The organism is Pseudomonas reactans, from assembly GCF_013385825.1.
Lineage (GTDB): Bacteria > Pseudomonadota > Gammaproteobacteria > Pseudomonadales > Pseudomonadaceae > Aquipseudomonas > Aquipseudomonas reactans.
On the sequence record NZ_JACAPG010000014.1, the window covers coordinates 209,055 to 234,014 of the forward strand.

Genomic DNA, 24,960 nt, shown 5'->3' on the forward strand with positions numbered 1-24,960 from the left:
GACAACAGGGATCAGGCATATGACGGCGGCTGAAAACAACCATGTGAACTGGCTGGTGGAACAATCGATGCTGCACGCGGCACGCCAGCGCGCCAAGCTCTATTCGGGCCAGGGCCGGTTGTGGCAGCAGCCGTACGCGCAGACGCGGCCGCGTGATGCTTCGGCCCTGTCGTCGGTGTGGTTTACCGCGTACCCGGCTTCCATAGTGACCCGCGAGGGCGGCACGGTGCTGGAGGCGCTGGGGGATGAGGCGCTGTGGCATGCATTGTCGAAGATCGGCATCCAGGGCATTCACAATGGCCCGCTGAAGAAGTCCGGCGGCCTGAAGGGCACGCAGCACACGCCAACTATCGATGGCAATTTCGACCGCATCAGCTTCGAGATCGACCCGGAGTTGGGCACCGAGGCGCAGTTGCAGGCGTTGACGCGCATGGCAGCGGCACACAATGCGGTGATCATCGACGATGTGATCCCGTCCCACACCGGCAAGGGCGCAGATTTCCGCCTGGCCGAGATGGCCTATGAGGACTATCCCGGCCTGTACCACATGGTAGAAATCCGCGAGGAGGACTGGCCATTGCTGCCCGACATCGCGGAAGGCCGTGACGCGCAGAACCTCAGTCCCGCCCAGGTCGACGCGTTGCGTGACAAACACTACATCGTCGGCCAGTTGCAGCGGGTGATCTTTTTCGAGCCCGGCGTCAAGGAAACCGACTGGAGCGCGACAGACGTGGTGCTCGGTGTAGATGGCAAGCCGCGTCGCTGGGTGTACCTGCATTACTTCAAGGAAGGCCAGCCATCGCTGAACTGGCTGGACCCGACCTTCGCCGCACAACAGATGATCATCGGTGATGCACTGCACGCCATCGACGTGATGGGCGCGAAGATCCTGCGCCTGGACGCCAACGGTTTTCTCGGTGTGGAGCGCAAATTGGACGGTACGGCCTGGTCCGAGAGCCATCCACTGTCGATCACCGGCAACCAGTTACTCGGCGGCGCGATTCGCAAGGCCGGCGGTTTCAGCTTTCAGGAGTTGAACCTCACTGTGGATGACATCGCTTCCATGTCCCATGGCGGTGCCGACCTGTCCTATGACTTCATCACCCGCCCGGCGTACCAGCACGCACTGCTGATGGGCGACGCCGAGTTCCTGCGCCTGATGCTGCGTGAAATGCACCGCCAGGGTATTGATCCCGGTTCGTTGATCCATGCCTTGCAGAACCACGATGAACTGACCCTGGAGCTGGTGCACTTCTGGACTCTGCACGCCCATGACACCTTTCTCTATCAGGGCCAGACCTTCCCCGGCAATATCCTGCGTGAGCACATTCGCGAACAGATGTATGAGCGTCTGGCCGGTGAGCATGCACCGTATAACCTCAAGTTCGTGACCAATGGCGTGTCGTGCACCACGGCCAGCATCATCACAGCGGCGCTTGGCATTCGTGATCTGGAGGCGATCACCGCTGCGGATATCCAGCAGATCCGCCAGATCCATTTGCTGCTGGTGATGTACAACGCCATGCAGCCTGGGGTGTTTGCCTTGTCGGGCTGGGACTTGGTGGGCGCGTTGCCGCTGGCGGCTGAAGAGGTCGAGCATCTGATGCAGGATGGCGACACACGCTGGATTCATCGCGGGGCTTATGACCTGGTGGACCTGAACCCGGATGCGGAACTTTCGGCGGGCCATATGCCGCGTTCGAAAAGCCTCTATGGCAGCTTGAACAGCCAGTTGCAGGATCCGGAATCCTTTGCTTCGCAACTGCAGAAAATCCTCGCGGTACGACGCGCTTACGACATCGCCGCCAGCCGCCAAATTTTAGTGCCGGAGGTTGAAAACTCGGCGTTGCTGGTGATGGTCCATGAATTACCGGCCGGCAAAGGCACGCAAATCACTGCGCTGAACTTCGGTGCTACACCCATCACCGAAACCCTGCATTTACCCGATATCGCTGCCGGGATGGTGGTGGACATCATCAACGAGAGGGTGGAGGGCGACCTGACGGCGGAGGGCGAATTCACCATTGCCCTGGATGCCTATGAGGGGCTGGCGCTGCGGGTGGTGAGCAGTACGCCGATGTAAGGGCTCAGGCGCCAAACACGTCCATCACACGATCAATGAAATGCCGCAATTTTGCCGTGCGCTGACGGTCTGCCGGGTAGATAAGGCTCATGGGTTTGGACGGGCCCTCGTAGTTCGGTAACACACGTACCAACTGGCCACTGGCCAAGGCTGGGGCCAATTGATCCAGTGTGGCCATCACTAGGCCAAAGCCGGCGATAGCCGCCTTCACGTGTGCATCGGCGCTATTGACCCGTAGTCGGCTGCCTACAGATACGGGATAGCTTTTGCCATTACGGGTGAATACCCACTGTTTGTCCGTGACCCGGTCGGAAAACACATAGCCCAGGCAGGAGTGGCTGGCCAATTCGCTGGGGTGAGTCGGCGCACCGTGCGCGTCAAGATACGCCGGCGCGGCGCACACGAGCATTTGATAAGGGCGCAAAGGACGCACCACCAGGCTGGTGCTGTCATCAACGGCGGGCGCACCAATTCGAAAAGCCACTTCAACCCCTTCGGCGATCAGGTCGACGTAGCGATCAGTCAGGTCGAGGTCGATCTCCACCCGTGGGTGCGCCGCCAGGAACTGGTTGATTACCGGCATCAGGCTTTGCGCGCCGAAGTTCTGCGGCGCACTGATCTTCAGCGCGCCCACAGGGTGGGCGTGTGTCTCCAGCGCCATGGCATCCGCTGCCTCAAGGTCGGCCAGCAGACTCACGCAGCGATCGTAGTAGGCACGACCGAATTCAGTGAGTTGCTGGCGCCGGGTCGTGCGATTCAGCAGGCGCACGTTCAGGTGCTCCTCCAGATGGCCGATGTACCGCGCGACCATCTGTGCCGACATCTCCAACACGTTCGCGGCCGCGGCAAACGAGCCGGCCTCGGTGGCGGTGACGAATACCTGCATGGCACGAAATCTGTCCACTATTCACTACACTCAGTTGTTAATGTACTAATCATTGGGTCGTTTATCAGGGTTTAGGTGGTGAATAAGCTAGCATCTTTTCCAGGAGCATTCCGATGACCTCTCCCGAATTCTTTCAGCACGTTGTACGAAGCCGCCGTGTCACGCGTCAGTTCTTGCCTGCGCCGCTCAGTGACCACCTGATCAACCGCGTGTTGCTGGACGCCCAGCACAGCCCCTCCAACTGCAACACCCAGCCCTGGCAGGTGCATTTGGTCAGCGGCGCGGTGCGCGACCGGTTGTCTGAGGCATTGCTGGCCGCCGACGACCGTCAGCACTACACACCGGACTTCGCATTCGATATGCAGGCCTACACCGGCGTGTATGCCCAACGCGCCCAGGACAGTGGCCGCGCACGCTACGAGGCGATTGATATCGGACGTGATGACCACGCCGCACGTTTAGCGTGCCTGCGCCACAACCTGAAGTTCTTCGACGCGCCTCACGTGGCCTTCCTGTTTATGCCGCAGATCAGCGATTACGTACGCGCAGCCGGGGATGTCGGCATGTATGCACAAACCTTCTTGCTGTCGTTGCAGGCGCGGGGATTGGGCGGGATTCCCCAGACATTGCTGGGGATGTATGCCGAGACGGTACGTGAGGTATTGGGGGTGAGCGGAGAATTGAAGCTGATGTTCGGGATTTCCTTCGGATACGCCGACCCGCATTCAGCGTCGAATTTTGTCGACGTAGGGCGGGTGGCGTTGACTGAAAGTGTGGTGCTACATCAATAGAGCTGCGGCACGATGAGTTCTGGCGGTGTCGGGTTGCGTGAGTAATCCTCCTGCCGCACGCGCTGCGGCAGTTCGATCACCGGCAATTGCACTTCCTCATACGGCATCTGCCCAAGCAAATGGTGGATGCAGTTGAGCCGGGCTTTTTTCTTGTCATCCGCCTGCACCACCCACCACGGCGCTTCGGCGATATGGGTGCGTTCGAGCATGATTTCCTTGGCCTTGGTGTAAGCCTCCCAGCGCCGACGCGACTCCAGGTCCATGGGGCTGAGCTTCCATTGCTTGAGCGGGTCGTGGATGCGACTAAGAAAGCGCAGGTGCTATTCCTGGTCGGAAATGGAAAACCAGTACTTGATCAACTGAATGCCGGAACGGGCAAGCATGCGCTCGAACTCCGGCACGGTGCGGAAGAACTCTTCGTACTGGTCCGCGTTGCAAAAACCCATTACCTGCTCGACGCCAGCGCGGTTGTACCAGCTGCGGTCGAACAGCACGATTTCGCCGGCGGCGGGCAGGTGCGAAACGTAGCGCTGGAAGTACCACTGGGTCTGCTCGCGGTCATTCGGCGCAGGCAGGGCGGCTACTCGGCAGACCCTGGGGTTCAGGCGCTGAGTGATGCGCTTGATCACACCGCCTTTACCGGCGGCATCGCGCCCTTCGAACAGGATCACTACCTTGTGGCCGGTCTTGACCACCCAGCTCTGCAATTTCACCAGCTCGCCCTGCAGGCGGAACAGTTCGCTGAAATAGATCCTGCGCGCGGCTTTTTCGGCGCTTTCACCGATGTGCTCGTCAAACAGCGCGTTGAGGTCGTGCCCATCTTCGGATAATTCCAGTTCCAGTTCTTCGTCACTGTGGTCCAGCAACTCACGGTGGATGCGCTGCATCAAGGCATCTTCTATTGAGGACATGGGCGGAACTCGCGTGGTGGGGATGGCAAAGTCTTAGTCGCATTTTGTTACTAACCAATGACATCAAATGCCGTGATTGCGGTGGGAGAGGGGGACAACCAGGCGTTTTGCCACTCCACGTTCATAAAACCGTAACAAGAATGTTGCAGAGTTCCCGGGCCCGAAATCACAAGGATTTTCCTTAATGAAACGTCTGATGAAGTCTGCTGCACTCGCCGTTGCGGTTTCTCTCAGTGCCACCTCGGTGTTTGCCGCCGAGAGCATCCGCCTCACCGGTTCCGGTGCGAGTTTCCCAGCCCCGATCTACCTCACCTGGTTCAAGGATTTCAGCAAGAAAACCGAGGGTGTCACCGTTGATTACCAATCCAAAGGTAGCGGTGCGGGTGTACAGGACTTCCTGAACAAAACCGTCGACTTCGCCGCCAGCGACTCGGCCATGAAAGACGAAGACATCGCCAAGGTGGCCGAAGGCGCGCAACTGCTGCCGATGACCGCCGGTGAAATCGTGTTGGCGTTCAACCTGCCGGGCAATCCTAAAGAACTCAAATTGCCACGCGATGTGTACTCCAACATCTTCCTGGGCAAGATCACCAAGTGGAACGATCCGAAGATCGCTGCCGCCAACCCGGGCCTGAAACTGCCTGACATGCCGATCACTGTTGTCGTGCGTGCAGACTCCAGCGGTACCACCGCGGTGTTCACCAAGCACTTGGCCGCGATCAACCCTGAGTTCCAGAAAGACCTGGGCGAAGGCAACACCGTCAACTGGCCAGCCAGCGACAAGTTCATCAAATCGCCGAAAAACGACGGTGTGACCGCTACTGTGCGTCAGACCCCAGGCGCGATTGGCTACATCGAATACGGCTTCGCCAAACTGGCCAAGGTTGACTTTGCCCAACTGCAGAACAAGGCCGGCAAATATGTGGTACCGAACGCCGAAAGCGGCGCCGAAGCCCTGGCTGCGGTGAAAATGCCGGAAAGCCTGGTGGCCTGGCTGCCGGACCCGGATGGCGCCAAGTCCTACCCGATCACGTCCTACACCTGGATGATCTTCCGCAAGGACAACGGCAACCCAGCCAAGGCCAAAGCCATGCGTGAAATGGTCGAGTACAGCCTGACCGAAGGTCAGAAAATCGCCGACTCGATGGGCTACATCCCACTGCCTCCATCGGTTGTCGATCAAGTTCGCAAAGCTTCCGCCAACATCCAGTAAGGCCGCCAGGCCGCTCCCGGCATGGGCCGTCAGCCATGCCGGGAGCGTTCCCCCCTTGTTCCGGAATTAGCCAATGAACACACCTTTTGTCGTACCGGTTAACCCGGATTCTGCGTGCCAGCCACCCTCTACGAAGGATTTCCTGGTTGACCGCACCTTCCGTGCACTTGCACGCATAGGCGTGGTGCTGGTGCTGGCGCTGGTTTTCGCGCTGGTCTTCGAAGTAGGACGCAAGGCACTTCCCGGCATGGAAAAGCACGGTTTTGATGTGCTCTTCGGCAGTGTCTGGGACGTTAACCAAGGCAAGTACGGCATTCTGCCAGCTATTTGGGGCACGCTTTACAGCGCCCTTATCGCGTTGTTGATCGCAGGTTTTTTCGGCGTCAGCATGGCGATTTTTCTTACCCAGGATTTCCTGCCGGCAAAACTCGCGGCGGTGTTTCGCACCATCGTTGAACTGCTCGCAGCCATCCCCAGCGTGGTCTACGGCCTCTGGGGTATTTATGTGGTGATCCCGGCCATCCGCCCGCTGACTGCGTGGCTGAACACTGAACTGGGCTGGATCCCGTTTTTCGGCACATCCCTGAGCGGACCGGGCCTGCTGCCAGCCGCGCTGGTGCTGGCCATCATGATCCTGCCGACCATCGCCGCCGTGTCCCAGGACGCCCTCACCGGTGTGCCGATGAAAACCAAGCAGGCCGCCTACGGCATGGGCACCACCCACTGGGAAGCGATTCTCAAGGTGATGGTGCCATCCGCCGCGACCGGCATCTTCGGTTCCCTCGTGCTAGGCCTCGGTCGCGCCTTGGGTGAAACCATGGCCCTGGCCATGCTGGTGGGCAACGCGAACAACATCTCGCTTTCGCTGTTTGCACCCGCCAACACACTGGCAGCCTTGTTGGCGCTGAACTTCCCCGAAGCCGGCCCGAACGAGATCGAAGTGTTGATGTACGCCGCACTGGTCCTGATGTTTATCACGCTGCTGGTGAACATCATCGGTTCGATGATCATGGTCTACGCCCAGCGGGGTACCAAATAATGACTGATCTCTCTACGCCTATCACCGCCATGCCGAGCCTGCAGCGCCGGTTCGAAGGCCGCGCATTGCGCAGCCTGGTGCTGACCACGCTGGTGTGGCTCGGTGCGCTGCTGGCCAGTGTGCCGCTGATTTCCGTGCTCTACATGCTGATCACCCGTGGCGGCGCACGCCTGAGCCTGGAAGTGTTCACCGAACTGCCGCCCACCGGTTTCGAGACGGGCGGTGGCTTCGGTAATGCCATGGCCGGTACGTTCGTGATGGTGGGTATCGCTGCCGCCATTGCCGTGCCGGTCGGCATCCTGGCTGCCATCTTCCTCGCGGAGCTGGGCCCGGACAGCAAACTGGCGAACGCCTCGCGCTTCGCCGCCAAGATGCTCACCGGCTTGCCATCGATCCTGGCGGGTGTATTTGCCTACGCCTTGGTGGTGATGACCACTGGAACCTACTCGGCCCCGGCCGGTGGTGTAGCGCTGGCGGTGCTGATGCTGCCAATCGTGGTGCTGACGGCTGAAGAGTCGATGAAGATGGTGCCCAAGATCATGAAGGACGCGGCGTACGGCATGGGCTGCACCCGCTCGCAGGTGATCTGGAAAATCGTCTTGCCCACCGGCATGCCCGCGATCCTGACCGGCGTGATGCTCGCTGTAGCACGTGCCGCCGGCGAAACCGCCCCTCTGTTGTTTACCGCGCTGTTCAGTAACTACTGGATCTACCACGACGGCAGCCTGGCGGTGATGAATCCGACGGCGTCTCTGGCCGTGTTGATTTACAACTTTTCCGGCATGCCTTTCGACAACCAGCTTGAGCTTGCCTGGGCGGCCTCGTTGGTGCTGGTAATGATCGTGCTGGTCGTGAATATCGTGAGCCGTATTTTCGGCAAGCCCAAGTACTAAGAACGGGAGCACCTGAATTTTGAACGTCTCAACTGCGCAAAAAGCCGCTCCGTTTGTCACCCAGGCACCTGTGGTCATGGACTGCAAGCTGGACAAGATTTTCTACGGCAACTTCATGGCGGTGCGTGATAGCCATGTGCCAATCGAGAAAAACAAGATCACCGGCTTCATCGGCCCGTCCGGCTGCGGCAAATCGACTGTGCTGCGTAGCCTCAACCGTATGAACGACCTGGTGAAAGGCTTCCGCTTCGAAGGCCACGTGCATTTCCTCGGCCAGGACGTGTACGGCAAGGGCGTGGATCCGGTGGTTGTGCGTCGTTACATCGGCATGGTGTTTCAGCAGCCGAACCCGTTCTCGATGAGCATTTTCGACAACGTGGCCTTTGGCCTGCGCCTGAATCGCTACAAGGGCGACTTGGGCGACCGCGTCAAGCACGCACTGCAAGGCGCCGCGCTGTGGGACGAGGTCAAGGACAAGCTCAAGGTCAGCGGCCTCTCGCTGTCCGGCGGCCAGCAGCAACGTCTGTGCATCGCCCGCGCCATCGCGACCGAGCCGGAAGTGTTGCTGTTGGACGAACCTTGCTCGGCGCTCGACCCGATTGCCACGCGTCGTGTCGAAGAACTGATGGTCGAGTTGAAAAAGGACTACACCATCGCGCTGGTCACCCACAACATGCAGCAGGCGATCCGTGTGGCGGATACCACCGCGTTTTTCTCGGTGGACATCTCCCAGGGCACCCGTACCGGTTATCTGGTGGAAATGGGTCCAACGGCACAGATCTTTGAGAACCCGCGTGAGCAAATGACCGGGGACTACATCAGCGGCAAGTTCAGCTGACCCATGCACCGTCTTTCAGGAATGCCAATGCCTGCAACACATCGTCTTGATCTGGCCGCGATCGAACGCGCCCTGCGTAAGGTCCAGGCCCGTTTTGCCCAACTGAGCCAGGACTTCACCGAACCACGCGACCCGCTGACAGACGAAGTGCTGCAGAATGTGCTTGAAGGTTATGCCCTGATTGACGACTATGTTGCGCGCGGTGTCGACCTGTTCGACCTCCAGCAACTGAACCTGATGCTGGAGATCAATGCCACGGTGCTCTGTGGCAAAGACCCGGTACGCCGGCAGGAATACGCGCAGCACCTGGCGGCGACCGAAGTGCACTTTTTCAACAATGTCGAAGGTGGCATCAAGGATCTGTACAACTGGTATTGCAAGCACCATAACGAATCCGTATGGAAGCGAGCAGCCGGTGTCTACGTGCGGGTCCTGAGCAAGCCGCAGTTGTTCATTGAAGGCAATCACCGCAGTGGGTCGCTGATCGTCAGCTACCTGCTGATGCGTGAGGGGTTGCCACCGTTTGTACTGACGCTGGACAACGCCGAGGGCTATTTCAACCCGTCCTCGGTGATACGCAACTCCGCCAAGCATGGCGTAATGGCTTTGTACGAATTGCCCAAGATCAAGAAAAAATACGCAGCGTTCCTGGAAGATAACGCTCCAGATCCAACCGAGTTTTTCCTGAGCGACACACCAGCGCCCGCCCACCGGGGGGGCCAATGATGGGAAGGTACCCAGTGCTCGACACGATCAAGCGTGTGTTCATCAAGCGTCAGCGAATCCGTATTTCGTTCGACATCGACGACACACTGGCCTGTCAGCTGCACCACAGTGCAACCGAGCACAGCCGCTTGCCGGCGTGTGTGCACCGTTGGCTGGGCGAGCCCTTGCGCTGCGGCACCCGTTCTCTGACCCGTGAGCTGCGTCGCCAGGGTTGCAGCGTTTGGGTCTACACCTCGTCCGGCCGTACGCCGTCCTACATCCGGCGTTGGTTGTTGCTGTATGGCATCCATGTCGACGGCGTGGTCAACAGTGCGCGACATAGCCAGGCCCTGACCGAACGTGGGCTGACGAGCACCCCGTCAAAATTCCCGCCGGCCTTCGATATCGATTTGCATGTTGATGATTCCGAAGGCGTTCAGCTTGAAGGCTTCGACCACGGGTTTCGCGTGGTGGTGGTTGACCCGGAAGATGAGCAGTGGGCGCAGCGTGTGCTGGAGGCTGTGGCACAGGTTCAGGTGCAACTTGCCCGGCAACAACCGCAACGGCATAAGATGCCCGTTCGGACTTATCCGGGCCTGACGTTGAACGGATAATACAAAAGGGGCGACTGATTGATCAGTCGCCCCTTTTGTTTACTTGGCGTTCAACGCCCCAAGAAACTCGGTGTGCCGTAACACCTTCGAAAACATCGACAGCGTGAAGTTTTCAGCCGCTTTTTGCTGTTCATCGGTGAACGTTGCCGTGCAGTCGGCCAGCGTCACCACGTTATAACCCTTCTCATAACCTGATCGAACGGTGCCTTCGACGCAGCAGTTGGTCAGGAATCCCGCCACCACCAGGTTCTGAATGCCGTTGTTGCGCAGTACCAGGTCCAGGCCGGTGGTGGCAAAGCCATCCAGCCCGCGCTTGCCTTCCACGAGGATATCGCCGGTTTCACGGCTGATTGCCTCGGTGATCTCAGCGCCCCAACTGCCGGAAAGAAAAGCAGCGCCATCGGCAACGCCCTTCAAGATTCCATAATCACGCGTCGTCAGTTCCGGGTAACCCTCAGTGAACTGGATCGGCAGGTGAATGATCTTCACGCCCAGCGCGCGTGCCTGTTGCACCGTCGTTGCAGTGTTGGCCAGCATGTCGGACTGGTGCATGACGTCTTTGACGGCGTCATGAAACACGCCACCTGCGGTGGTGAAATCGTTTTGGAACTCGATCAGGACAAGAGCGGTGGCGTTTGGGTTCATGATGAGGCTCCGAGAGGTGTCACTGGATTGACCCTTCAGAGTATATTCACTGAATTAACCCCCACAAGGACAGTGCAATGACCCGCTATTTCAAACATCCAGAGAGTGACCAGGTCGAAGAAGTCGATGCGTTCCAGGTGTTGGCAGTCTTGTTTCTCGGCCCGCTCTACCTGCTCTTCGCAGGCCTTTGGCGCCACCTGCTGATCTGGGCTGTGGCATTAGGGCTGGGTTTTCTCGCAGGCCCGCCCTGGGCGGCGATACCCATTGCCGGGTTGCCCATCATCTACTGCTTCCTGATCCGTAAAATCGTCGCCGCTGAGTATGTGAAGAAGGGCTGGGTTGAAGTGCCTGACCCGGCGCTGGCATTCAAAAAATCATCGCCAGCGGCGGAGTCTGTCGTCGAGTAGTTACTGGGAAGCAGGCATCACCTGCTTCCTGGCGCGTGGTGTCCATTCCGTTGGGAGGGCGCCACGATAGCGGGTCAGGTGGCGCAAATACTTGGATGACGTTGCGGTTTTTCCTCTAGATGCTGACCTAGCTCACTGATCTACCAAGCTTTTTTACTGGCTTACTGAAGCAAGAAAGCTGCCCCGCGACCTTGCGTCAAAGCGACTGGATCTATATATTCCCAACCCTGCAACACGCGCTACCGCCCGAATGGCGAAACTGGTAGACGCATGGGACTTAAAATCCCCCGCTCGTAAGGGCGTCCCGGTTCGATTCCGGGTTCGGGCACCATCATTTGGTTTCACGACATCCCAGGAGGTCGCTGAAGCCCCCAAAGAACCTGCCTTGTGCAGGTTTTTTTGTGGCCGGCTTTTTTACCCGCAATTACGTCTGCTCCTCGGTGACCAAACGGATACGGCGATAACGTCTTTTTGAACAGATGCTTAGCGGTGACTTCAAGAAATAGTCGAGGCATGTACGAAGTGGCATTCAAGAAATCAGGACACTTCAGACGCTGACTTTGCTTCCACATGACCTCTGCCGAATTGTTAAATCTTGGGCTCCCCAGTAGGTAAATGAGGCGCTGTCCATGACTGAAGACTTGCTCAAATCATTCTCCAAGGAAGTCATGCAAAACGGGCCAGAGGCGACGTTGCCTTGCAACTTGAGCGACCAGTGGCTGGAGGTGTTATCCGCGCAGATGGAGGATTTTTTCGAAAATGATTCAGATGAGTGCCTGTCACTCCCCTTGATGGCCGTACTTCACATCCTGTTCGCGAAAAATGAAGGGGAGGCGATCTCGGAAACTCAAGACAGGTTGTTTGATCATCTTTGCAACTACCGGATAGAGCTGGGGTTGGAAGAGATCAGACGGAAAACGGATGTGAGTGTAGAGCCCGCCAGTCTGGAAAGCATATTAACCAATCGCCGAGTGACCTTTGAGTGATAGGTCGATTGATTACGCTGAAGTACAAATGATGTGCCTGGGCGCGTATTTATTCACCCAACGCAACCTCCTAGAGTGCCTCCCATTCGCCGCCCTGCCATCTCGTCAAGGCGCTAACTGGAGAATTTCTTATGCCTTTCATCAATGCAACCGAATACCGGAATAACCCGCTGGAGTCTGCATCGTGACGCGCACTGTGAGCATCGACTTCGTCTCGGATGTGATGTGCCCTTGGTGTGCACTCGGCGCTGTAGCGCTGCAACAGGCCATCGCGAACCTGGCGGGCGAAGTTGCCGTGGTGCTGACGTTCAAACCCTTCGAGCTGAACCCGGACATGCCGCCTGAGGGCGAAAACGCTGTCGAACACATGATGCGTAAATATGGCCGCACTTTGGCCGAAGTCGCCGCGCGTAATGTCATGGTGATCGACCGCGGTAACGCCTTGGGCTTCACGTTCGACTTGGCGAAGCGTACTCACTTCTACAACTCCTTTGACGCCCACCGTCTGTTGTATTGGTCGGTGGCGCAGGGTCGCCAAGTCGCACTGAAGCACGCTCTGTTCAAGGCGCATTTCAGTGATGGGGAAAATATCAGTAGCCACGACACCTTAGTGCGTCTTGCCGGAGAGGTGGGGCTCTCGACCGTACGCGCCCAGGAAGTGCTGGACAGTGGGGAGTTAACTGCTGAAGTCCGTGAGCTTGAAGATTTTTACCGCAGGCGCGGGATCAACGCTGTGCCTGCCATGGTACTGAATGGGCGTCACCTGGTGGCCGGCTCACAGTCCGTCGAGGAATACGAACAAGCCATCAGGCAAATAGCGATTGCGCCGTGATTACACGAACGGCTGCCCACTGAACCCACGGGGCAAACGCTGCAAACCAGGCAAGTCGGTAAGACGCTGCGTCCACGCGCTGCGCCAGTCAACGTGGGTCTGAGTCTTGGCTTTTCGATTGGCACGGCGGGCGGCGTTGCGCTGGGTGCGTCGTGCTTCTTTGTACACGTCGGTGTTGCGGCAGGTACGGCATTTGACCCGGTTCAGCTCGGTGCTGGAAGGGAGGTTTGTGCCGTGGTGGCCACAGGCCAAGTGACCTGCAACCTTGAAGTGAATGACCATGTAAGCGTCTCCTTCTTGGGGGTACGCACATCGGTAGACCCACAATGCGCGCGGGGAGGGCGGGGCTGTAAAAACCTCGACACCTAGGGTTACGACCCCAACGATGAGACAGCGTTCGGTTTTCGCCCAAGGCCTGTTCAAGCCTGACACCTGAGGCTAACCTGCCAGGCCACCCATCAAGAATAAGGAAGCGATGATGAGCGTCGATACCCTGCCATACGAGGGCAGTTGCCGTTGTGAGCGTGTGCGCTTCAGCGTGAGTGCCGCCCCGGTGATCACCATGGCCTGCCATTGCACCGGCTGCCAGAAGATGTCTTCCAGCGCGTTCTCACTGAGCGCGCTGATTCCCGCCAGCGGCTTCACGGTGACCCAGGGTTGCCCGGTGATCGGCGGTATGCAGGGCGTGGATCGCCATTATTTCTGTCCCCATTGCATGAGCTGGCTGTTCACGCGGCCCCATGGCATCGATGAGTTCGTCAACGTGCGCGCCGCCTTGCTGGATAACGCCAGCGGTTACGTGCCGTTCATGGAGACCTGGACCCGGGAGAAGCTGCCCTGGGCCTCTACCCCTGCGGTGGAAAGCTTTGCGCAGTTGCCCGAGCCTCAGGAATTTCCGCGCCTAATGCAGGCCTACGCCGAGTTCAGTCGATCAACGCCAGCAAATCCGTAGTGCCCACATCCAACCCCGCCTGGGTCAGCAAGGTCGTGGCCTGGCCCCGGTGGTGGGTCTGGTGATTGAAAAAGTGCACCAGGAGGCTGAAGAAGCCCTTATCGGCCGTCACTCCACGCATGTTGCTGTAATGCAGGCGATGCTCCAGATCGGTCTCCTGAACGGTGTGGCTCCAATCGACGATCAACTGGTCCAGCCAGGTGCGATAGGTTGCCAGCTCGCGCATATCCGCGAAGGCCAGTTGCTTGAGATCAGCAGGCGTAGCAACAGTCTGCATCGGAGCCAATGCTGAAAAGCCTGCTGGATGCTGCGCAAAACGCTTGAGCCAGACGGTATCGCCCAGCGCGAGGTGGTTCAGGGTGCCGAGGATCGAGCCGAAAAACGCCTGTCGGTCCATCGCCAAGGCTGCATCCGTCAGTGTCAGGGCCGCGTCATAGATTTTGCGGTTCATCCACTGGTTGTAATTTGCCATCAGTGCGATGTGCTCAGTCCGGTTCACTTGGGTTTTCTCTCGAAGTCGCGGTAAGGCCATGATAGGCCGGGACCGCCCGGCGGTCATGGTGTTCCGGCAAGGCCGGGCTATGGTTGATAGACGCCAACGCTGCGCCCTAGGAGGGTGACACCATGAACACCAGTGATTTACTTGAACAACTCTTGCGCGCCGGGCAAGGCGGCAGTGCGTCATCCGGCGGACTGGGCGGGCTCCTCGGTGGGTTATTGAAAGGCACCAGCACGGGCAATGCATCAACCGGTGGCGGCCTGGGTGATTTATTGGGCGGCCTGGGTGGCATGTTGGGTGGCACCACGGGCACTCGTCCCGCGCAAGGGCGTTCCGGTGGGATGAACTACGCCGCGCTGGCCTCCCTCGGCATGGCGGCATTCCAGGCTTATCAAGCCTGGCAACGCCAGCAGGCCACCGCCCCGCAACAAGCCTTGCAGACGGTGGATCAGCTTGACGGTCCCGCAGCAGAGGCCCACAGCTACGCGGTATTGCGTGCCTTGATCGCCGCCGCCAAAGCCGATGGGCGTATCGATGAAAATGAGCAACAACTGATTTCCAGTGAGCTGGGCCGCCATACCGACGACCCGCAACTACAACAGTGGCTCGACGCCGAAGTCGCCAAGCCTCTGGATGCTGCGGACTTCGCCGAGTTCGCTAGTGATCCGGCCATGGCGGCCGAGGTGTACCTGGCCAGTGTGATGTTGGTGGACGATCAGCAGGACGCCGAGCGCAACTACCTGGATGCCCTGGCGGCGCAGTTGCAAATCGACCCGCAATTGCAACTGCACCTGGAACAACAAGCCAAGGCCTAGAACCGTAAGGTGGCCCCGGTGGTGAGCCATTGCGCGCGCTCGCCGATCAGGCTACGCCCGACCACCAGGTCCACGTCGACAAATTCGCCGACGTGAAACCTGGGCCCGGCCTGCCAGGCCTGGTCACCGCCGTCCTGGCCGTAACGCTCGGCGACCAGCGTCAGTGAGTGTGCCACTTGGTACTCAAGGCCGGTGCCCCAGGTCAGGCGGTGTTTTTGGTCGCCGTCGTTGTAGATGTGGGACCAACCGGCATTCACGCTCATGCGCAGGGGCTCAAGCGGCTGCCACGTCAACGGAATATTGAAGTCGGTGCCATCAAAGCCGTGCCGACGACCGTGTGCAAAGTGCGCACCGGCTGACACGGCCATTTCCAGTCCCAGATCTTCCCGCGACCATATTTGCGCCTTGACCTGCGGGTTCACCTGGGTTTCGCCCTTGTCTGCGCTGGTAGCGCGGGACAGGGCTGCGCCCCATTGCACCGAAGGCAGCGCGGCGAAGGTGCAGGCAGGCGACAGCGTTTCAGTGTGAGTGCTGCCATCGTGGCGGTTGGCGGTGTGCCAGGCGTCGACATTGCATTCGCCCGGCGCATTGATCGCGCCGTCATCGACCACGTACGAACCACCGGCCGCATTGGCCTTGGACAGCAAGGCAATCGTCAGCAGGATGCCCAGGGTCAGCCCGATAAAGATCAGGTTGCGCTGCAACGCGCGACGCTTGGCCGGTGGCAGCAGCAACAGAGTATGACGCGCACCTCGGTAGTGACGCGCACGGTATTTGGCGAATCCGTCCTGGCGTTGTGGGGTGTGTTTTTTGTGCATGATGCACCTCGCATGAATTCAGCTTTCTACGGTCAGCACCGAAATGCCGCTGGCTTTGGCCTGGCAGACCAGCTCAGAGGTGTCGTCCCCGCCGGGCAGGGCGATGACCACGTCTGGGCGGCTGTCGGTCAGCATGAAATGGTTGCGCTGGCGTTCCGCCTGCTTGCCGTGGCGTTGCCAGTTGGGCGGGTAGCGCACCACGTCGATGCCCAGTTCCCGTGCCCATTCCTCGACGTCGCTGCCGAGGAATTGGTTGCCGCCGTGGATCAATACCTGCACCGGGCGCAGGCGGTGGTAAGCGTCCAGCACTTGGCGGGACATTTTGGTGTCGGCGTAATGACGACCTGCACAGATCAAGACGCGCATAAGGTGATTCCTTGTGTTGCACGGTGGCGGCCGGGCGACCGCCACCGTTTAAACGGCGGGGGAGATCAGTACCACTGCTTGAAGCGGCGGATGTAGATCGTCTTCATAAGTTGGGCCACGCAGCAGTAGCTGAGCAGGGTGCCCACCAGCCATGGGAAGTACGCCAGCGGCAGCGGTTGCAGGCCCACCAGAGTACCCAGTGGCGAGAACGGCACGTAGATCCCCAGCACGATCACCACGCAGGTCATCATCAACACCGGCCAGGCGGCAGTGCTCTGGAAGAACGGGATCTTGCGGGTCCGTAGCATGTGCACGACCAGGGTTTGCGAGAGCAGCCCCTCGATGAACCAGCCGGACTGGAACAGGGTCTGCACTTCCACACTGTTGGCGGCGAACACGTACCACATCAGCGCAAAGGTGGTGATGTCGAAGATCGACGACGTCGGCCCGATCCAGATCATGAACCGGCCGATGTTCTTCGCATCCCACTTACGCGGCTTGGCCAGGTACTCCTTGTCCATCTTGTCCCACGGCAAGGCCAGTTGGGAGATGTCGTACATCAGGTTCTGCAGCAGCAGGTGGATCGACAGCATCGGCAGGAACGGAATGAACGCACTGGCCACCAGCACCGAGAACACGTTGCCGAAGTTGGAGCTGGCGGTCATGTTCAGGTACTTCATAATGTTGCCGAAGGTTTCGCGGCCCTTGAGCACGCCTTCTTCCAGCACCATCAGGCTCTTTTCCAGCAGGATGATGTCGGCCGATTCCTTGGCGATATCGGTGGCCGTGTCGACCGAGATACCCACGTCGGCATCGCGCAGTGCCGGTGCATCGTTGATCCCATCACCGAGGAAACCCACAGTGTGTCCGTTGGCTTGCAGCGCCTTGAGCACTCGGGACTTCTGCAGCGGTGTCAGCTTGGCGAACACGGTGCGTTCTTCCACACGGCGCAGCAGGGTGGCGTCGTCCATGGCTTCGATTTCAGCCCCCAGCAGCGGCTGGCCTGGATCGAGACCGACCTGACGGCAAATCTTGCTGGTGACCACAGCGTTATCGCCGGTCAGCACCTTGATCGCCACGCCGATCTGTTGCAGTGCAGCAATGGCAGGGCCTGCGGTTTCCTTCGGTGGATCAAGGAAGGTCAGGAAACCCTGGATCACCAGGTTGCGCTCATCGGCGGTGGTGTACTGCTGGCGCGCCATGGATTTAGGGATGTGGCGGGTGGCGACCACCAGCACACGGAACCCGTCTTCGTTGTAGTCGTTGGCAATCGCCAACAGCTCTTCACGGCGACGATCATCCAGCGGCACGGCGGCACCGGCCTCCATGACGTGGGTGGAAATGCTCAGCATCTCTTCCACAGCGCCTTTGCACACCAGCAGTTGGTCGTCGGCGGCATCCTTGACCACGATCGACAGGCGACGGCGCACGAAGTCGAACGGCAACTCATCGACCTTGCTGTAGGCGAACGGTTTCTTGAACTTCGGGTTCTGCTCCGAGAACTCCACCACCGCCTGATCCATCAGGTTCTTCATGCCGCTCTGGTGATGGCTGTTGAGCCAGGCCAGGGACAGCACGGCATCGTCACGTTGACCAAAGGCGTTGACGTGATGTTCGAGGATGATCTTGTCCTGGGTCAGGGTGCCGGTCTTGTCGGTGCACAGCACGTCCATCGAACCGAAGTTCTGGATCGCGTTGAGGCGCTTGACCACCACTTTGCGCTTGGCCATGGCGGTGGCGCCCTTGGCCAGGTTGGCGCTGACGATCATCGGCAGCATTTCCGGAGTGAGGCCGACGGCCACCGCCAGGGCAAACAGGAACGCATCGCCCCAGTCGCCCTTGGAGAAGCCGTTGAGCAGGAACACGATCGGCACCATCACCAGCATGAAGCGGATCAGCAACCAGCTGACGCTGTTCACCCCACGGTCGAACGCAGTTTGTACACGAGAGCCGACAATCGCCTTGGCCAGGGAGCCAAAGTAAGTGCGCGGCCCGGTGGCGACCACCACGGCTTTGGCGCGCCCGCTGACCACGTTGGTGCCCATGAAGCAGATGTTCGGCAGGTCCAGCAGGTTGCCCTGGTCGGCCACCACCGGTCCGGCGGATTTCTGCGTGACATTACCCAGGGTGTCGTACTTCTCCACCGGCAAGGCTTCGCCGGTCAGCACGGCCTGGCTGATGAACAGGTCGCGGGATTCGATCAAGCGGATGTCCGCCGGGATCATGTCGCCGGCCGACAGCTGCACGATATCGCCGGCCACCAGTTCGCGCATCGGCACTTCGCGCAGGGTGGGTTGCGAACCTACCTGCTCACGGCGCAACACGGTGGCCGTGGTGCGTACCATGGCTTTCAGGGCTTCGGCAGATTTGGCCGAACGGTGTTCCTGCCAGAAGCGCAACAGGCTGCTGAGCATCACCATGGTCATGATGATGATCACTTTGGTCGGGTCAGCGTCTTCGCCCTCCTGCATCGGCAGCCAGCAGTCGGTGAAGAAGCTGATGCCGCCCAGGGTCAACAGCACATAAATGAACGGGTTGTTCAGTGCGTGCAGGAACTGGACGATAGCGTGAGGTGGCTTGTCGTGGGCGACTTCGTTGTAGCCTTCGCGTTGCAGGCGAGCGGAGGCGTCCAGTTCGGTCAAGCCGTCCTGGGTGGCACGTACGTTCGCCAGGGTGGCCGACAGGCCGTTGTGGGCTTCGCGGGCGGCACGCATCGACAGTTTGGTGTCGGCGTCGGTGCCATTCTTTTTGTGCAGAGGCGGGTTTTTTACGGCGCTCATTGTCTGTACTCCTGTCGCCAATTTTCGACAAAACATACCCGGTACTTACCTGAAGACAGGCGAGCGAAAGCATGCCGAGTCGCTAACTTCGCGATCGGTTTAAATAAGGTGTTCACATAACTTCTACAGTGCCCGCTAACAGCGCGTTAGTTAACTAGCGCGCAGCGGGCTACTACTGGACGTGTTCATAAAGAACTCCAGAACATGGATCAGGAAGTTGCTGTTTCCAGCCGGGTCAGGCGGCGCGAGCGCTCACATAAAGACCGAGCATCAAGCTGGCCTGTGCCAAGCTGGAAACCTTGGGTCTCTGCGGGTCTTGAGGGTCGGCGTGATCCCAGTGCTGCACCAGTTGGCCGCTTTCCGGGCAGATACGCCAATGCGCCAGCGGGTAGGCTGGGCGCACTTGAGGGGAGGGTGCAGCAAACGCTGAGCGGGTAGGCGAAAAGCCTACGGGCTCACGGCACAGTTTGGCGCGCAGGGCGGCCGCTAGTGTGCGTACATCAGGCAAAACAAGGGCTTGGAAGGTCATAACACACCTCGGGACCGGACAGGCGACCGGCGAGGCAGTTACGGTGGAGCATCGAGCTCTAGCGCAGCTTACCGGACCGGGGAGGCGAGTCCTGTCATATTCTGGGTTTGGCGCCCGATGCCCGCGTAAGCGGTGCTCGGACAGCGACTAGATACTGTGTCCATTGGCTTCTTTTGTGAGGTTTAAAAAAGGCCCCAGTTGCGGGCATGGGCAATCTACTCAGACGGTTACAAAATGTCAACGCATGATTAATTAAATTGTCCGGTGTTCAGAGTTCATTCAGACAAGAGGCACTCGGAAGTTAGTGGGTATATAACTTCATATACCCTGTGCGGCCAGAATTGCCAGATAGATCAATACCACGCCGCACGCGCCATAACTGATACGTTGCCACAGCGGTGAAGCGTTCTGGCGCAACAGGTTGACCAGCCCTGCAATCAAAAAGCACGACAGCACCGAAGCGAGCATGAACCCGGCAAAGAACATCAGCGTCTGCCCGTGGCTGGGCGTGGTGCCGACGATGCCTGACAGCGCGCTGCCCAGCGCACCCCAGTAAACGATGTTTTTCGGGTTGGCCAGTGAAATCGCTGCGCCAACGGCGAGTGCATTCTGCCGGGTGCTGGCGGGCGCATCGTCTGATTCAGGTAGCTTCCAGGCGTCGATCAGGCTGCGAATGCCGAGCCAGGCCAGATACACCGCACACACCACCGTCAGCGGCACGCGCACGGCATCATGCTGGATGAGCAGGGCGATGCCGGTCAGGCCAATCACCGCCCAGACAGCGTCGCCCACCAGGGAGCCAAACTGCACCAGCAAGGCCGGTGTGAAGCCATGCAGCAAGCCACGGCGCAGGGTCTCCGCCAGCACCGCGCCGGGGGATAGACAAAACACAAAACCGAATACCAGCGCGTAAAAGAAGATCGTCAGCATGCCCGCGTCCTTTCAGGAAAGTGCGAGAGCATACGCTGGCAAGCAGGCTCAGATCGACCGTTGATTGACGCGGTGCGAAAGTTCGTCGGCACTTTCCTTGCGCTCCGAATAGCGGTCCACCAGGTCGGGGCGCTCGCGCAGCAGCAGGGTGAACTTCACCAGTTCCTCCATCACGTCGACCACACGGTCGTACAGGGCGGAAGGTTTCATGCGGTCCTGGTCATCGAACTCCATGAAGGCCTTGGGCACCGAGGATTGATTGGGGATGGTGAACATGCGCATCCAGCGCCCCAGCACGCGCAACTGGTTAACCGTGTTGAACGACTGCGAGCCGCCGGACACTTGCATCACCGCCAGGGTTTTGCCTTGGGTCGGACGCACCGCGCCAAGGGCCAGCGGCACCCAGTCGAGCTGTGCCTTGAACACCGCTGACATCGAGCCGTGGCGCTCGGGCGAGCACCACACCTGGCCTTCGGACCATTGCATCAGTTCCAGCAGTTCCTGGACTTTGGGGTGGTCACGCGGCGCATCGTCGGGCAGTGGCAAACCGCTGGGGTTGAAGATGCGCGTTTGCGCGCCGAAGTGCTGCAACAGGCGTGCGGCTTCTTCCACCAGCAGGCGGCTGAACGAGCGCTCCCGGGTCGAGCCGTAAAGCAGCAGGATGCGCGGTGGTTGTGCCGAGCCGTCCGGTTTTGACGGGAACAGGGACGGGTCCAGGTTGGGCAGGGTGGTCATGGGGCCTCCGATTACAGCTCGGCAATTCGAGCGAGTTCTGCCTTGAGTTCAGTTGGACTGAGCTCGGCAAACGGCAGGATGAAAAACGCCCTGCAGCGAGTGGCAATGGTCTTCAGCGTGGCGTCGAATGCCGCCTGCACGCGTGCATCGTCACCCTGCATATCCGATGGGTCTTCCAACCCCCAGTGCGCCTTTACCGCTGGCCCGAAATACACCGGGCAAGCTTCGCCGGCCGCCTTGTCGCACACGGTAATCACCACGTCCGGCGGGCTGCCTTCGAACGCGTCGTTGCCTTTGCTGTACAAGCCTTCGGTGCTGATACCGGCGGCCTGCAAGGTGCTCAGGCTGCGCGGCAGGACCTGGCCCTTGGGAAAGCTGCCGGAGCTGATCGCCTCGAAACCTTCCGGCGCCAGGTGGTTGAACATCGCTTCGGACAAGATGCTGCGGCAGCTGTTGGCGGTACACATGAACAGGACTTTCATGGAACGATCTCCTTTAGATACTCAGGCGTAAGGCAAGGGCGGCGAGGGTGATGAACAGCACCGGCAGGGTCAGCACAATGCCGACCTTGAAGTAGTAGCCCCAGGTGATGGTGATGCCCTTGCGCGCCAGGATGTGCAGCCACAGCAAGGTGGCTAGGCTGCCGATGGGGGTGATTTTCGGGCCCAGGTCGCTGCCGATCACGTTGGCGTAGATCATCGCGTCCTTGACCACGCCCACGGCATGGCTGGACTCGATGGACAGCGCGCCGATCAACACCGTCGGCAGGTTGTTCATTGCCGAGGACAGCAGCGCCGTCAGCACGCCGGTGCCCATGGCCGCGCCCCAGACGCCGTAAGTGGCGAAGGTATCGAGCCAGGTGGCCAGGTAGGTGGTGAGGCCAGCGTTACGCAGGCCGTAGACCACCAGGTACATGCCGAGGGAAAAGATCACGATTTGCCACGGTGCTTCTTTGAGCACTTTACGCGTGGAGATCTTGTGGCCCTTGGCGGCGATCACCAACAGGAGCACGGCGCACACGGCGGAAATCGCGCTGATCGGAATGCCCAACGGCTCCAGGGCAAAGCAACCTACCAACAGGATGCCCAGCACCCACCAGCCGGCACGGAAAGTCGCACGGTCGTGGATGGCACTGGCAGGGTCTGCGAGGTCGGCGGGGTCGTACGTCTGCGGGATATCACGGCGGAAGAACCACAGCAGCACCGCCAGCGTGGCCGCGACGCTGACGAAGTTCACCGGCACCATCACGGCGGCGTATTCGTTGAAGCCGATCTTGAAGTAATCCGCCGAGACGATATTCACCAGGTTCGACACCACTAGCGGCAGGCTCGCCGTGTCGGCGATAAAGCCCGCGCCCATGACGAACGCCAGGGTCGCCGCCGGGGAAAAGCGCAGCGCCAGCAGCATCGACATTACGATGGGCGTGAGGATCAGTGCCGCGCCGTCATTGGCGAACAGCGCCGAGACCAAGGCACCGAGCAGCACCATATAGGCAAACAAGCGTCGGCCACGCCCGCGTCCCCAACGCGCGACATGCAGCGCAGTCCAGGCGAAGAAGCCGGCTTCGTCAAGCAACAGGCTGATGACGATCAGCGCGACAAAGGTCCCCGTGGCATTCCAGATGATGTGCCACACCACCGGAATGTCAGCCAGGCTGATCACGCCGCAGGCCAGCGCCAGGACCGCGCCCATCGTGGCGCTCCAGCCAACGCCCAAACCTTTGGGCTGCCAGATGACCAGGACGATGGTGAAGATAAAAATGGCAATTGCGACAAGCATGAATAAAGGCTCCGATGGCTCAGCAGCAGGCGCTGGCCCGTTGTGGTCTGTCGCCCATTGCATCCAGACGCTGTGCGTCGCTGTGCAACCATGGCTGGTTGGCTTGCAGGGTGGTGTGCAGCACCTGCGTCACCCACTCGGGCAGCGCAGGATTGATGCGGTAGTAGATCCATTGACCCTGCCGACGGTCCTGGAGCAACCCGCAACTGCGCAGTTGCGCCAGGTGGCGGGAGATTTTCGGCTGGCTGTCATCCAAGGCATGGATCAGTTCGCACACGCAAAGTTCGCCTTCACGCAGGATCAGTAACGTCAGGCGCGCACGGGTGGCATCGGCCAGGCATTTGAAGAGGGTGGGTGGGGAGATGAGGTCCGACATGGCCAAGGCCTTTGTATATATGGTTATCCGAATATACGTATTTCCATATGTGTCAGTCAAACCCTGTTTCAATTGATATGGATCAAATGCCTTGAAATCCGCCACAAGTGTTTGAAATTAAAATGAAACACGAATGTCCTAAAGTGCCTGCCCATTGCTGATGAAGGAAGACCCCGCGTGACCCGTGCCACTCGCAACCTGCGCAAGACCCTCGATTCCGTCGCGGAAAATAACGAAACCGCTGCGTTCGACCTGATGCGCGCCGTCGAAAAACTCGGCGATGAAGTGCTGCGCCAGCGCTTGCTCAATACGATTCACCGGCTCAATCAGGATGCCTATGAGTTACGCGAAGCGCGTGATTCGGTGGAGCAGGTGTCGGTCAGGCTCGCCTGAGCAAGATCGTTCAAGACAAGCCCCTTATTGCGCTGGCATGCTTGTCGACTGTCTGTCGATGAGCCGTTTCCATGCCTACCGCCTTACCTCATTACGCCTTCGCTCGCGGCGCCATTGCCGTTATTCCTTTGTCCCTGGCCTGCGCGCCTTGGGGTCTGCTGGCCGGCTCCATGGCCATCGATGCGCAATTCAGCCCGTTGGAAGCCCAAGGCTTATCCGCCATCGTGTTTGCCGGTGCGGCGCAACTGGTCGCCATTGGCATGGTCAAGAGTGGCGCCAGCCTGATTTCCATCGTGCTGACCACGTTGCTGCTGACCTCCCAGCATCTGTTGTATGGCATGCATCTGCGGCCGGTCCTTTCACCCCTCAAGACCCGCTGGCGCATCAGCCTGGGCTTTCTGTTGACCGACGAATTCTTCGCCCTGGTCAGCCACTATGACCGCGAGACGTTCAACCGCTGGTATGCCCTGGGTGTTGGCCTGACGTTCTATATCGCCTGGAACCTGTTCACCCTCGCGGGCATCGTGCTCGGCAAAAGCATCCCCGGCCTCGATCAACTCGGCCTGGAGTTTTCCATTGCCGCCACCTTCATCGCGCTGATTACGCCCGTGGTACGGGATATTCCGACGGTGGTCTGCGTGGCCGTGTCACTGCTGTTTTCGGTGTGGTTGAGCTTCCTGCACTGGGAATCGGCGGTAGTGGTGTCCGGCCTGTTGGGCATGAGCGCGGGTTACGCCTGCAAGCGGTTGGGAGTAGGGCAGCCATGATTTTCCTGATGATTGTGATAATGGGCCTCGCGGTCTTTCTCAACCGCTACCTGTTTATCGAGCCGCGCCTGCCGGTGCGCCTCAACCGTGGCGCACGGGAGTTTCTTGGGTTTGCCGTGCCCGGCATGCTCACGGCGATTTGCGGGCCGATCATTTTCCTGGCGGACCATCATCTGAACCTGAGCCCGGCCAACCCTTACCTGTTGGCGGGTATCAGCGCAGTGGCGCTGATGTTCTGGACGCGCAATGTGCTGGTCACCGTGTTGCTGAGCATGGCGTTGTTCTATCTGTTCCGCTGGTTGCTCTAAAGCCCAGGCGAAAAAAAGCCCGCGGGAGGGCGGGCCGAAGGGAGACTTCTAAAAATGAGCGTGGCCACTA

General features: G+C 59.5%; 29 protein-coding genes, 1 tRNA gene and 1 pseudogene. 17 read left to right on the forward strand and 14 right to left on the reverse strand.

The window, feature by feature from the left end; translation table 11 throughout:
- The first annotated feature begins 19 nt into the window (after positions 1–19).
- Positions 20–2,083, forward strand: a complete 2,064-nt coding sequence (gene treS / locus HX868_RS17530; RefSeq protein WP_177003756.1) for a maltose alpha-D-glucosyltransferase — start codon at positions 20–22, stop codon at positions 2,081–2,083.
- Between the two features lie 4 nt (positions 2,084–2,087).
- Here the strand turns inward: treS and HX868_RS17535 are convergent, their stop codons facing one another.
- Positions 2,088–2,969: a LysR family transcriptional regulator gene (locus HX868_RS17535; protein ID WP_218168716.1), complete on the reverse strand. Its 882-nt coding sequence runs from the start codon at positions 2,967–2,969 to the stop codon at positions 2,088–2,090.
- A gap of 113 nt (positions 2,970–3,082) precedes the next feature.
- Here HX868_RS17535 and HX868_RS17540 point away from each other — a divergent pair, with 113 nt between their 5' ends.
- The gene (locus tag HX868_RS17540; RefSeq protein WP_177003758.1) at positions 3,083–3,760 is read left to right on the forward strand and encodes a nitroreductase; all 678 of its coding nucleotides are present in this window, start codon (positions 3,083–3,085) and stop codon (positions 3,758–3,760) included.
- Here the strand turns inward: HX868_RS17540 and ppk2 are convergent.
- Positions 3,754–4,671 (reverse strand): annotated as a pseudogene (gene ppk2 / locus HX868_RS17545) (polyphosphate kinase 2). The gene HX868_RS17540 and the pseudogene ppk2 sit on opposite strands and share 7 nt — an antisense overlap.
- A gap of 184 nt (positions 4,672–4,855) precedes the next feature.
- On the opposite strand from ppk2, the gene pstS reads away from it, so the two are divergent.
- From pstS to HX868_RS17575, 6 genes are all read left to right on the forward strand, one after another.
- Positions 4,856–5,884, forward strand: a complete 1,029-nt coding sequence (gene pstS, locus HX868_RS17550) for a phosphate ABC transporter substrate-binding protein PstS (protein ID WP_016978033.1) — start codon at positions 4,856–4,858, stop codon at positions 5,882–5,884.
- Between the two features lie 73 nt (positions 5,885–5,957).
- Positions 5,958–6,923 (forward strand): phosphate ABC transporter permease subunit PstC, encoded by a 966-nt coding sequence (gene pstC, locus HX868_RS17555; protein WP_016978032.1) that lies wholly within the window; start codon positions 5,958–5,960, stop codon positions 6,921–6,923.
- Positions 6,923–7,816, forward strand: coding sequence for a phosphate ABC transporter permease PstA (gene pstA, locus HX868_RS17560; RefSeq protein WP_028616256.1), 894 nt, complete (start codon positions 6,923–6,925; stop codon positions 7,814–7,816). The genes pstC and pstA overlap by 1 nt, the downstream gene beginning before the upstream one ends.
- Positions 7,817–7,892: 76 nt before the next feature.
- A complete protein-coding gene (gene pstB, locus HX868_RS17565) occupies positions 7,893–8,654 on the forward strand; it encodes a phosphate ABC transporter ATP-binding protein PstB (RefSeq protein WP_010210300.1) in 762 nt (253 codons plus the stop codon).
- 27 nt (positions 8,655–8,681) lie between these two features.
- The gene (locus HX868_RS17570) at positions 8,682–9,380 is read left to right on the forward strand and encodes a hypothetical protein (RefSeq protein ID WP_177003759.1); all 699 of its coding nucleotides are present in this window, start codon (positions 8,682–8,684) and stop codon (positions 9,378–9,380) included.
- Entirely contained in the window at positions 9,380–9,973 is a 594-nt protein-coding gene (locus tag HX868_RS17575; protein WP_177003760.1) for a hypothetical protein, read from the forward strand. The genes HX868_RS17570 and HX868_RS17575 overlap by 1 nt, the downstream gene beginning before the upstream one ends.
- Positions 9,974–10,012: 39 nt before the next feature.
- On the opposite strand, the gene HX868_RS17580 is transcribed toward HX868_RS17575, so the two are convergent.
- On the reverse strand, positions 10,013–10,618 hold the full coding sequence (locus HX868_RS17580; protein WP_177003761.1) for a cysteine hydrolase family protein: 606 nt from the start codon (positions 10,616–10,618) through the stop codon (positions 10,013–10,015).
- Positions 10,619–10,695: 77 nt separating this feature from the next.
- Between HX868_RS17580 and HX868_RS17585 the strand changes: the two genes are divergently transcribed.
- The 4 genes from HX868_RS17585 to HX868_RS17600 all read left to right on the forward strand — a co-directional run bounded on the left by HX868_RS17585 (position 10,696) and on the right by HX868_RS17600 (position 12,843).
- Positions 10,696–11,025 (forward strand): hypothetical protein, encoded by a 330-nt coding sequence (locus HX868_RS17585; protein ID WP_177003762.1) that lies wholly within the window; start codon positions 10,696–10,698, stop codon positions 11,023–11,025.
- Between the two features lie 244 nt (positions 11,026–11,269).
- Positions 11,270–11,356 (forward strand) — tRNA-Leu (locus tag HX868_RS17590).
- A gap of 298 nt (positions 11,357–11,654) precedes the next feature.
- Complete coding sequence (locus HX868_RS17595) at positions 11,655–12,011, forward strand: hypothetical protein (protein ID WP_177003763.1); 357 nt, start codon at positions 11,655–11,657, stop codon at positions 12,009–12,011.
- A gap of 184 nt (positions 12,012–12,195) precedes the next feature.
- On the forward strand, positions 12,196–12,843 hold the full coding sequence (locus HX868_RS17600; RefSeq protein ID WP_177003764.1) for a DsbA family protein: 648 nt from the start codon (positions 12,196–12,198) through the stop codon (positions 12,841–12,843).
- Here HX868_RS17600 and HX868_RS17605 read toward each other — a convergent pair whose 3' ends face one another.
- Entirely contained in the window at positions 12,844–13,125 is a 282-nt protein-coding gene (locus HX868_RS17605; protein ID WP_177003765.1) for a hypothetical protein, read from the reverse strand. It lies immediately after the preceding gene.
- A gap of 196 nt (positions 13,126–13,321) precedes the next feature.
- Here HX868_RS17605 and HX868_RS17610 point away from each other — a divergent pair, with 196 nt between their 5' ends.
- Positions 13,322–13,795, forward strand: coding sequence for a GFA family protein (locus tag HX868_RS17610; RefSeq protein ID WP_177003766.1), 474 nt, complete (start codon positions 13,322–13,324; stop codon positions 13,793–13,795).
- Here HX868_RS17610 and HX868_RS17615 read toward each other — a convergent pair.
- Positions 13,767–14,294, reverse strand: a complete 528-nt coding sequence (locus tag HX868_RS17615; RefSeq protein WP_177003767.1) for a DinB family protein — start codon at positions 14,292–14,294, stop codon at positions 13,767–13,769. The two genes, HX868_RS17610 and HX868_RS17615, sit on opposite strands and share 29 nt — an antisense overlap.
- Before the next feature lie 125 nt (positions 14,295–14,419).
- Here HX868_RS17615 and HX868_RS17620 point away from each other — a divergent pair, with 125 nt between their 5' ends.
- Positions 14,420–15,109, forward strand: a complete 690-nt coding sequence (locus HX868_RS17620) for a tellurite resistance TerB family protein (protein ID WP_177003768.1) — start codon at positions 14,420–14,422, stop codon at positions 15,107–15,109.
- Here the strand turns inward: HX868_RS17620 and HX868_RS17625 are convergent.
- The 9 genes from HX868_RS17625 to HX868_RS17665 form a co-directional block, all read right to left on the reverse strand.
- Entirely contained in the window at positions 15,106–15,927 is an 822-nt protein-coding gene (locus HX868_RS17625; protein ID WP_177003769.1) for a hypothetical protein, read from the reverse strand. The genes HX868_RS17620 and HX868_RS17625 overlap by 4 nt on opposite strands.
- Positions 15,928–15,945: 18 nt before the next feature.
- Positions 15,946–16,293: a DUF2493 domain-containing protein gene (locus HX868_RS17630; protein ID WP_025999705.1), complete on the reverse strand. Its 348-nt coding sequence runs from the start codon at positions 16,291–16,293 to the stop codon at positions 15,946–15,948.
- A gap of 65 nt (positions 16,294–16,358) precedes the next feature.
- Complete coding sequence (gene mgtA, locus HX868_RS17635; RefSeq protein ID WP_177003770.1) at positions 16,359–19,073, reverse strand: magnesium-translocating P-type ATPase; 2,715 nt, start codon at positions 19,071–19,073, stop codon at positions 16,359–16,361.
- Positions 19,074–19,308: 235 nt separating this feature from the next.
- Positions 19,309–19,602 carry a hypothetical protein gene (locus tag HX868_RS17640; RefSeq protein WP_016975784.1) on the reverse strand — a complete coding sequence of 98 codons (294 nt, stop codon included), beginning with the start codon at positions 19,600–19,602 and terminating at the stop codon, positions 19,309–19,311.
- Between the two features lie 318 nt (positions 19,603–19,920).
- Positions 19,921–20,532 (reverse strand): LysE family transporter, encoded by a 612-nt coding sequence (locus HX868_RS17645; RefSeq protein ID WP_177003771.1) that lies wholly within the window; start codon positions 20,530–20,532, stop codon positions 19,921–19,923.
- Positions 20,533–20,580: 48 nt separating this feature from the next.
- On the reverse strand, positions 20,581–21,267 hold the full coding sequence (gene arsH / locus HX868_RS17650; RefSeq protein WP_177003772.1) for an arsenical resistance protein ArsH: 687 nt from the start codon (positions 21,265–21,267) through the stop codon (positions 20,581–20,583).
- 11 nt (positions 21,268–21,278) lie between these two features.
- Positions 21,279–21,749, reverse strand: a complete 471-nt coding sequence (locus tag HX868_RS17655; protein ID WP_177003773.1) for an arsenate reductase ArsC — start codon at positions 21,747–21,749, stop codon at positions 21,279–21,281.
- A gap of 13 nt (positions 21,750–21,762) precedes the next feature.
- Positions 21,763–23,046 (reverse strand): arsenic transporter, encoded by a 1,284-nt coding sequence (locus HX868_RS17660; RefSeq protein WP_177003774.1) that lies wholly within the window; start codon positions 23,044–23,046, stop codon positions 21,763–21,765.
- A gap of 19 nt (positions 23,047–23,065) precedes the next feature.
- On the reverse strand, positions 23,066–23,422 hold the full coding sequence (locus HX868_RS17665) for a metalloregulator ArsR/SmtB family transcription factor (protein WP_095016351.1): 357 nt from the start codon (positions 23,420–23,422) through the stop codon (positions 23,066–23,068).
- Between the two features lie 177 nt (positions 23,423–23,599).
- Between HX868_RS17665 and HX868_RS17670 the strand changes: the two genes are divergently transcribed.
- The 3 genes from HX868_RS17670 (at position 23,600) to HX868_RS17680 (ending at position 24,890) form a co-directional block, all read left to right on the forward strand.
- Positions 23,600–23,815 (forward strand): hypothetical protein, encoded by a 216-nt coding sequence (locus HX868_RS17670; protein ID WP_005788169.1) that lies wholly within the window; start codon positions 23,600–23,602, stop codon positions 23,813–23,815.
- 71 nt (positions 23,816–23,886) lie between these two features.
- A complete protein-coding gene (locus HX868_RS17675) occupies positions 23,887–24,582 on the forward strand; it encodes an AzlC family ABC transporter permease (protein WP_177003775.1) in 696 nt (231 codons plus the stop codon).
- The gene (locus tag HX868_RS17680; protein ID WP_016974806.1) at positions 24,579–24,890 is read left to right on the forward strand and encodes an AzlD domain-containing protein; all 312 of its coding nucleotides are present in this window, start codon (positions 24,579–24,581) and stop codon (positions 24,888–24,890) included. The genes HX868_RS17675 and HX868_RS17680 overlap by 4 nt, the downstream gene beginning before the upstream one ends.
- Positions 24,891–24,960 lie beyond the last annotated feature (70 nt).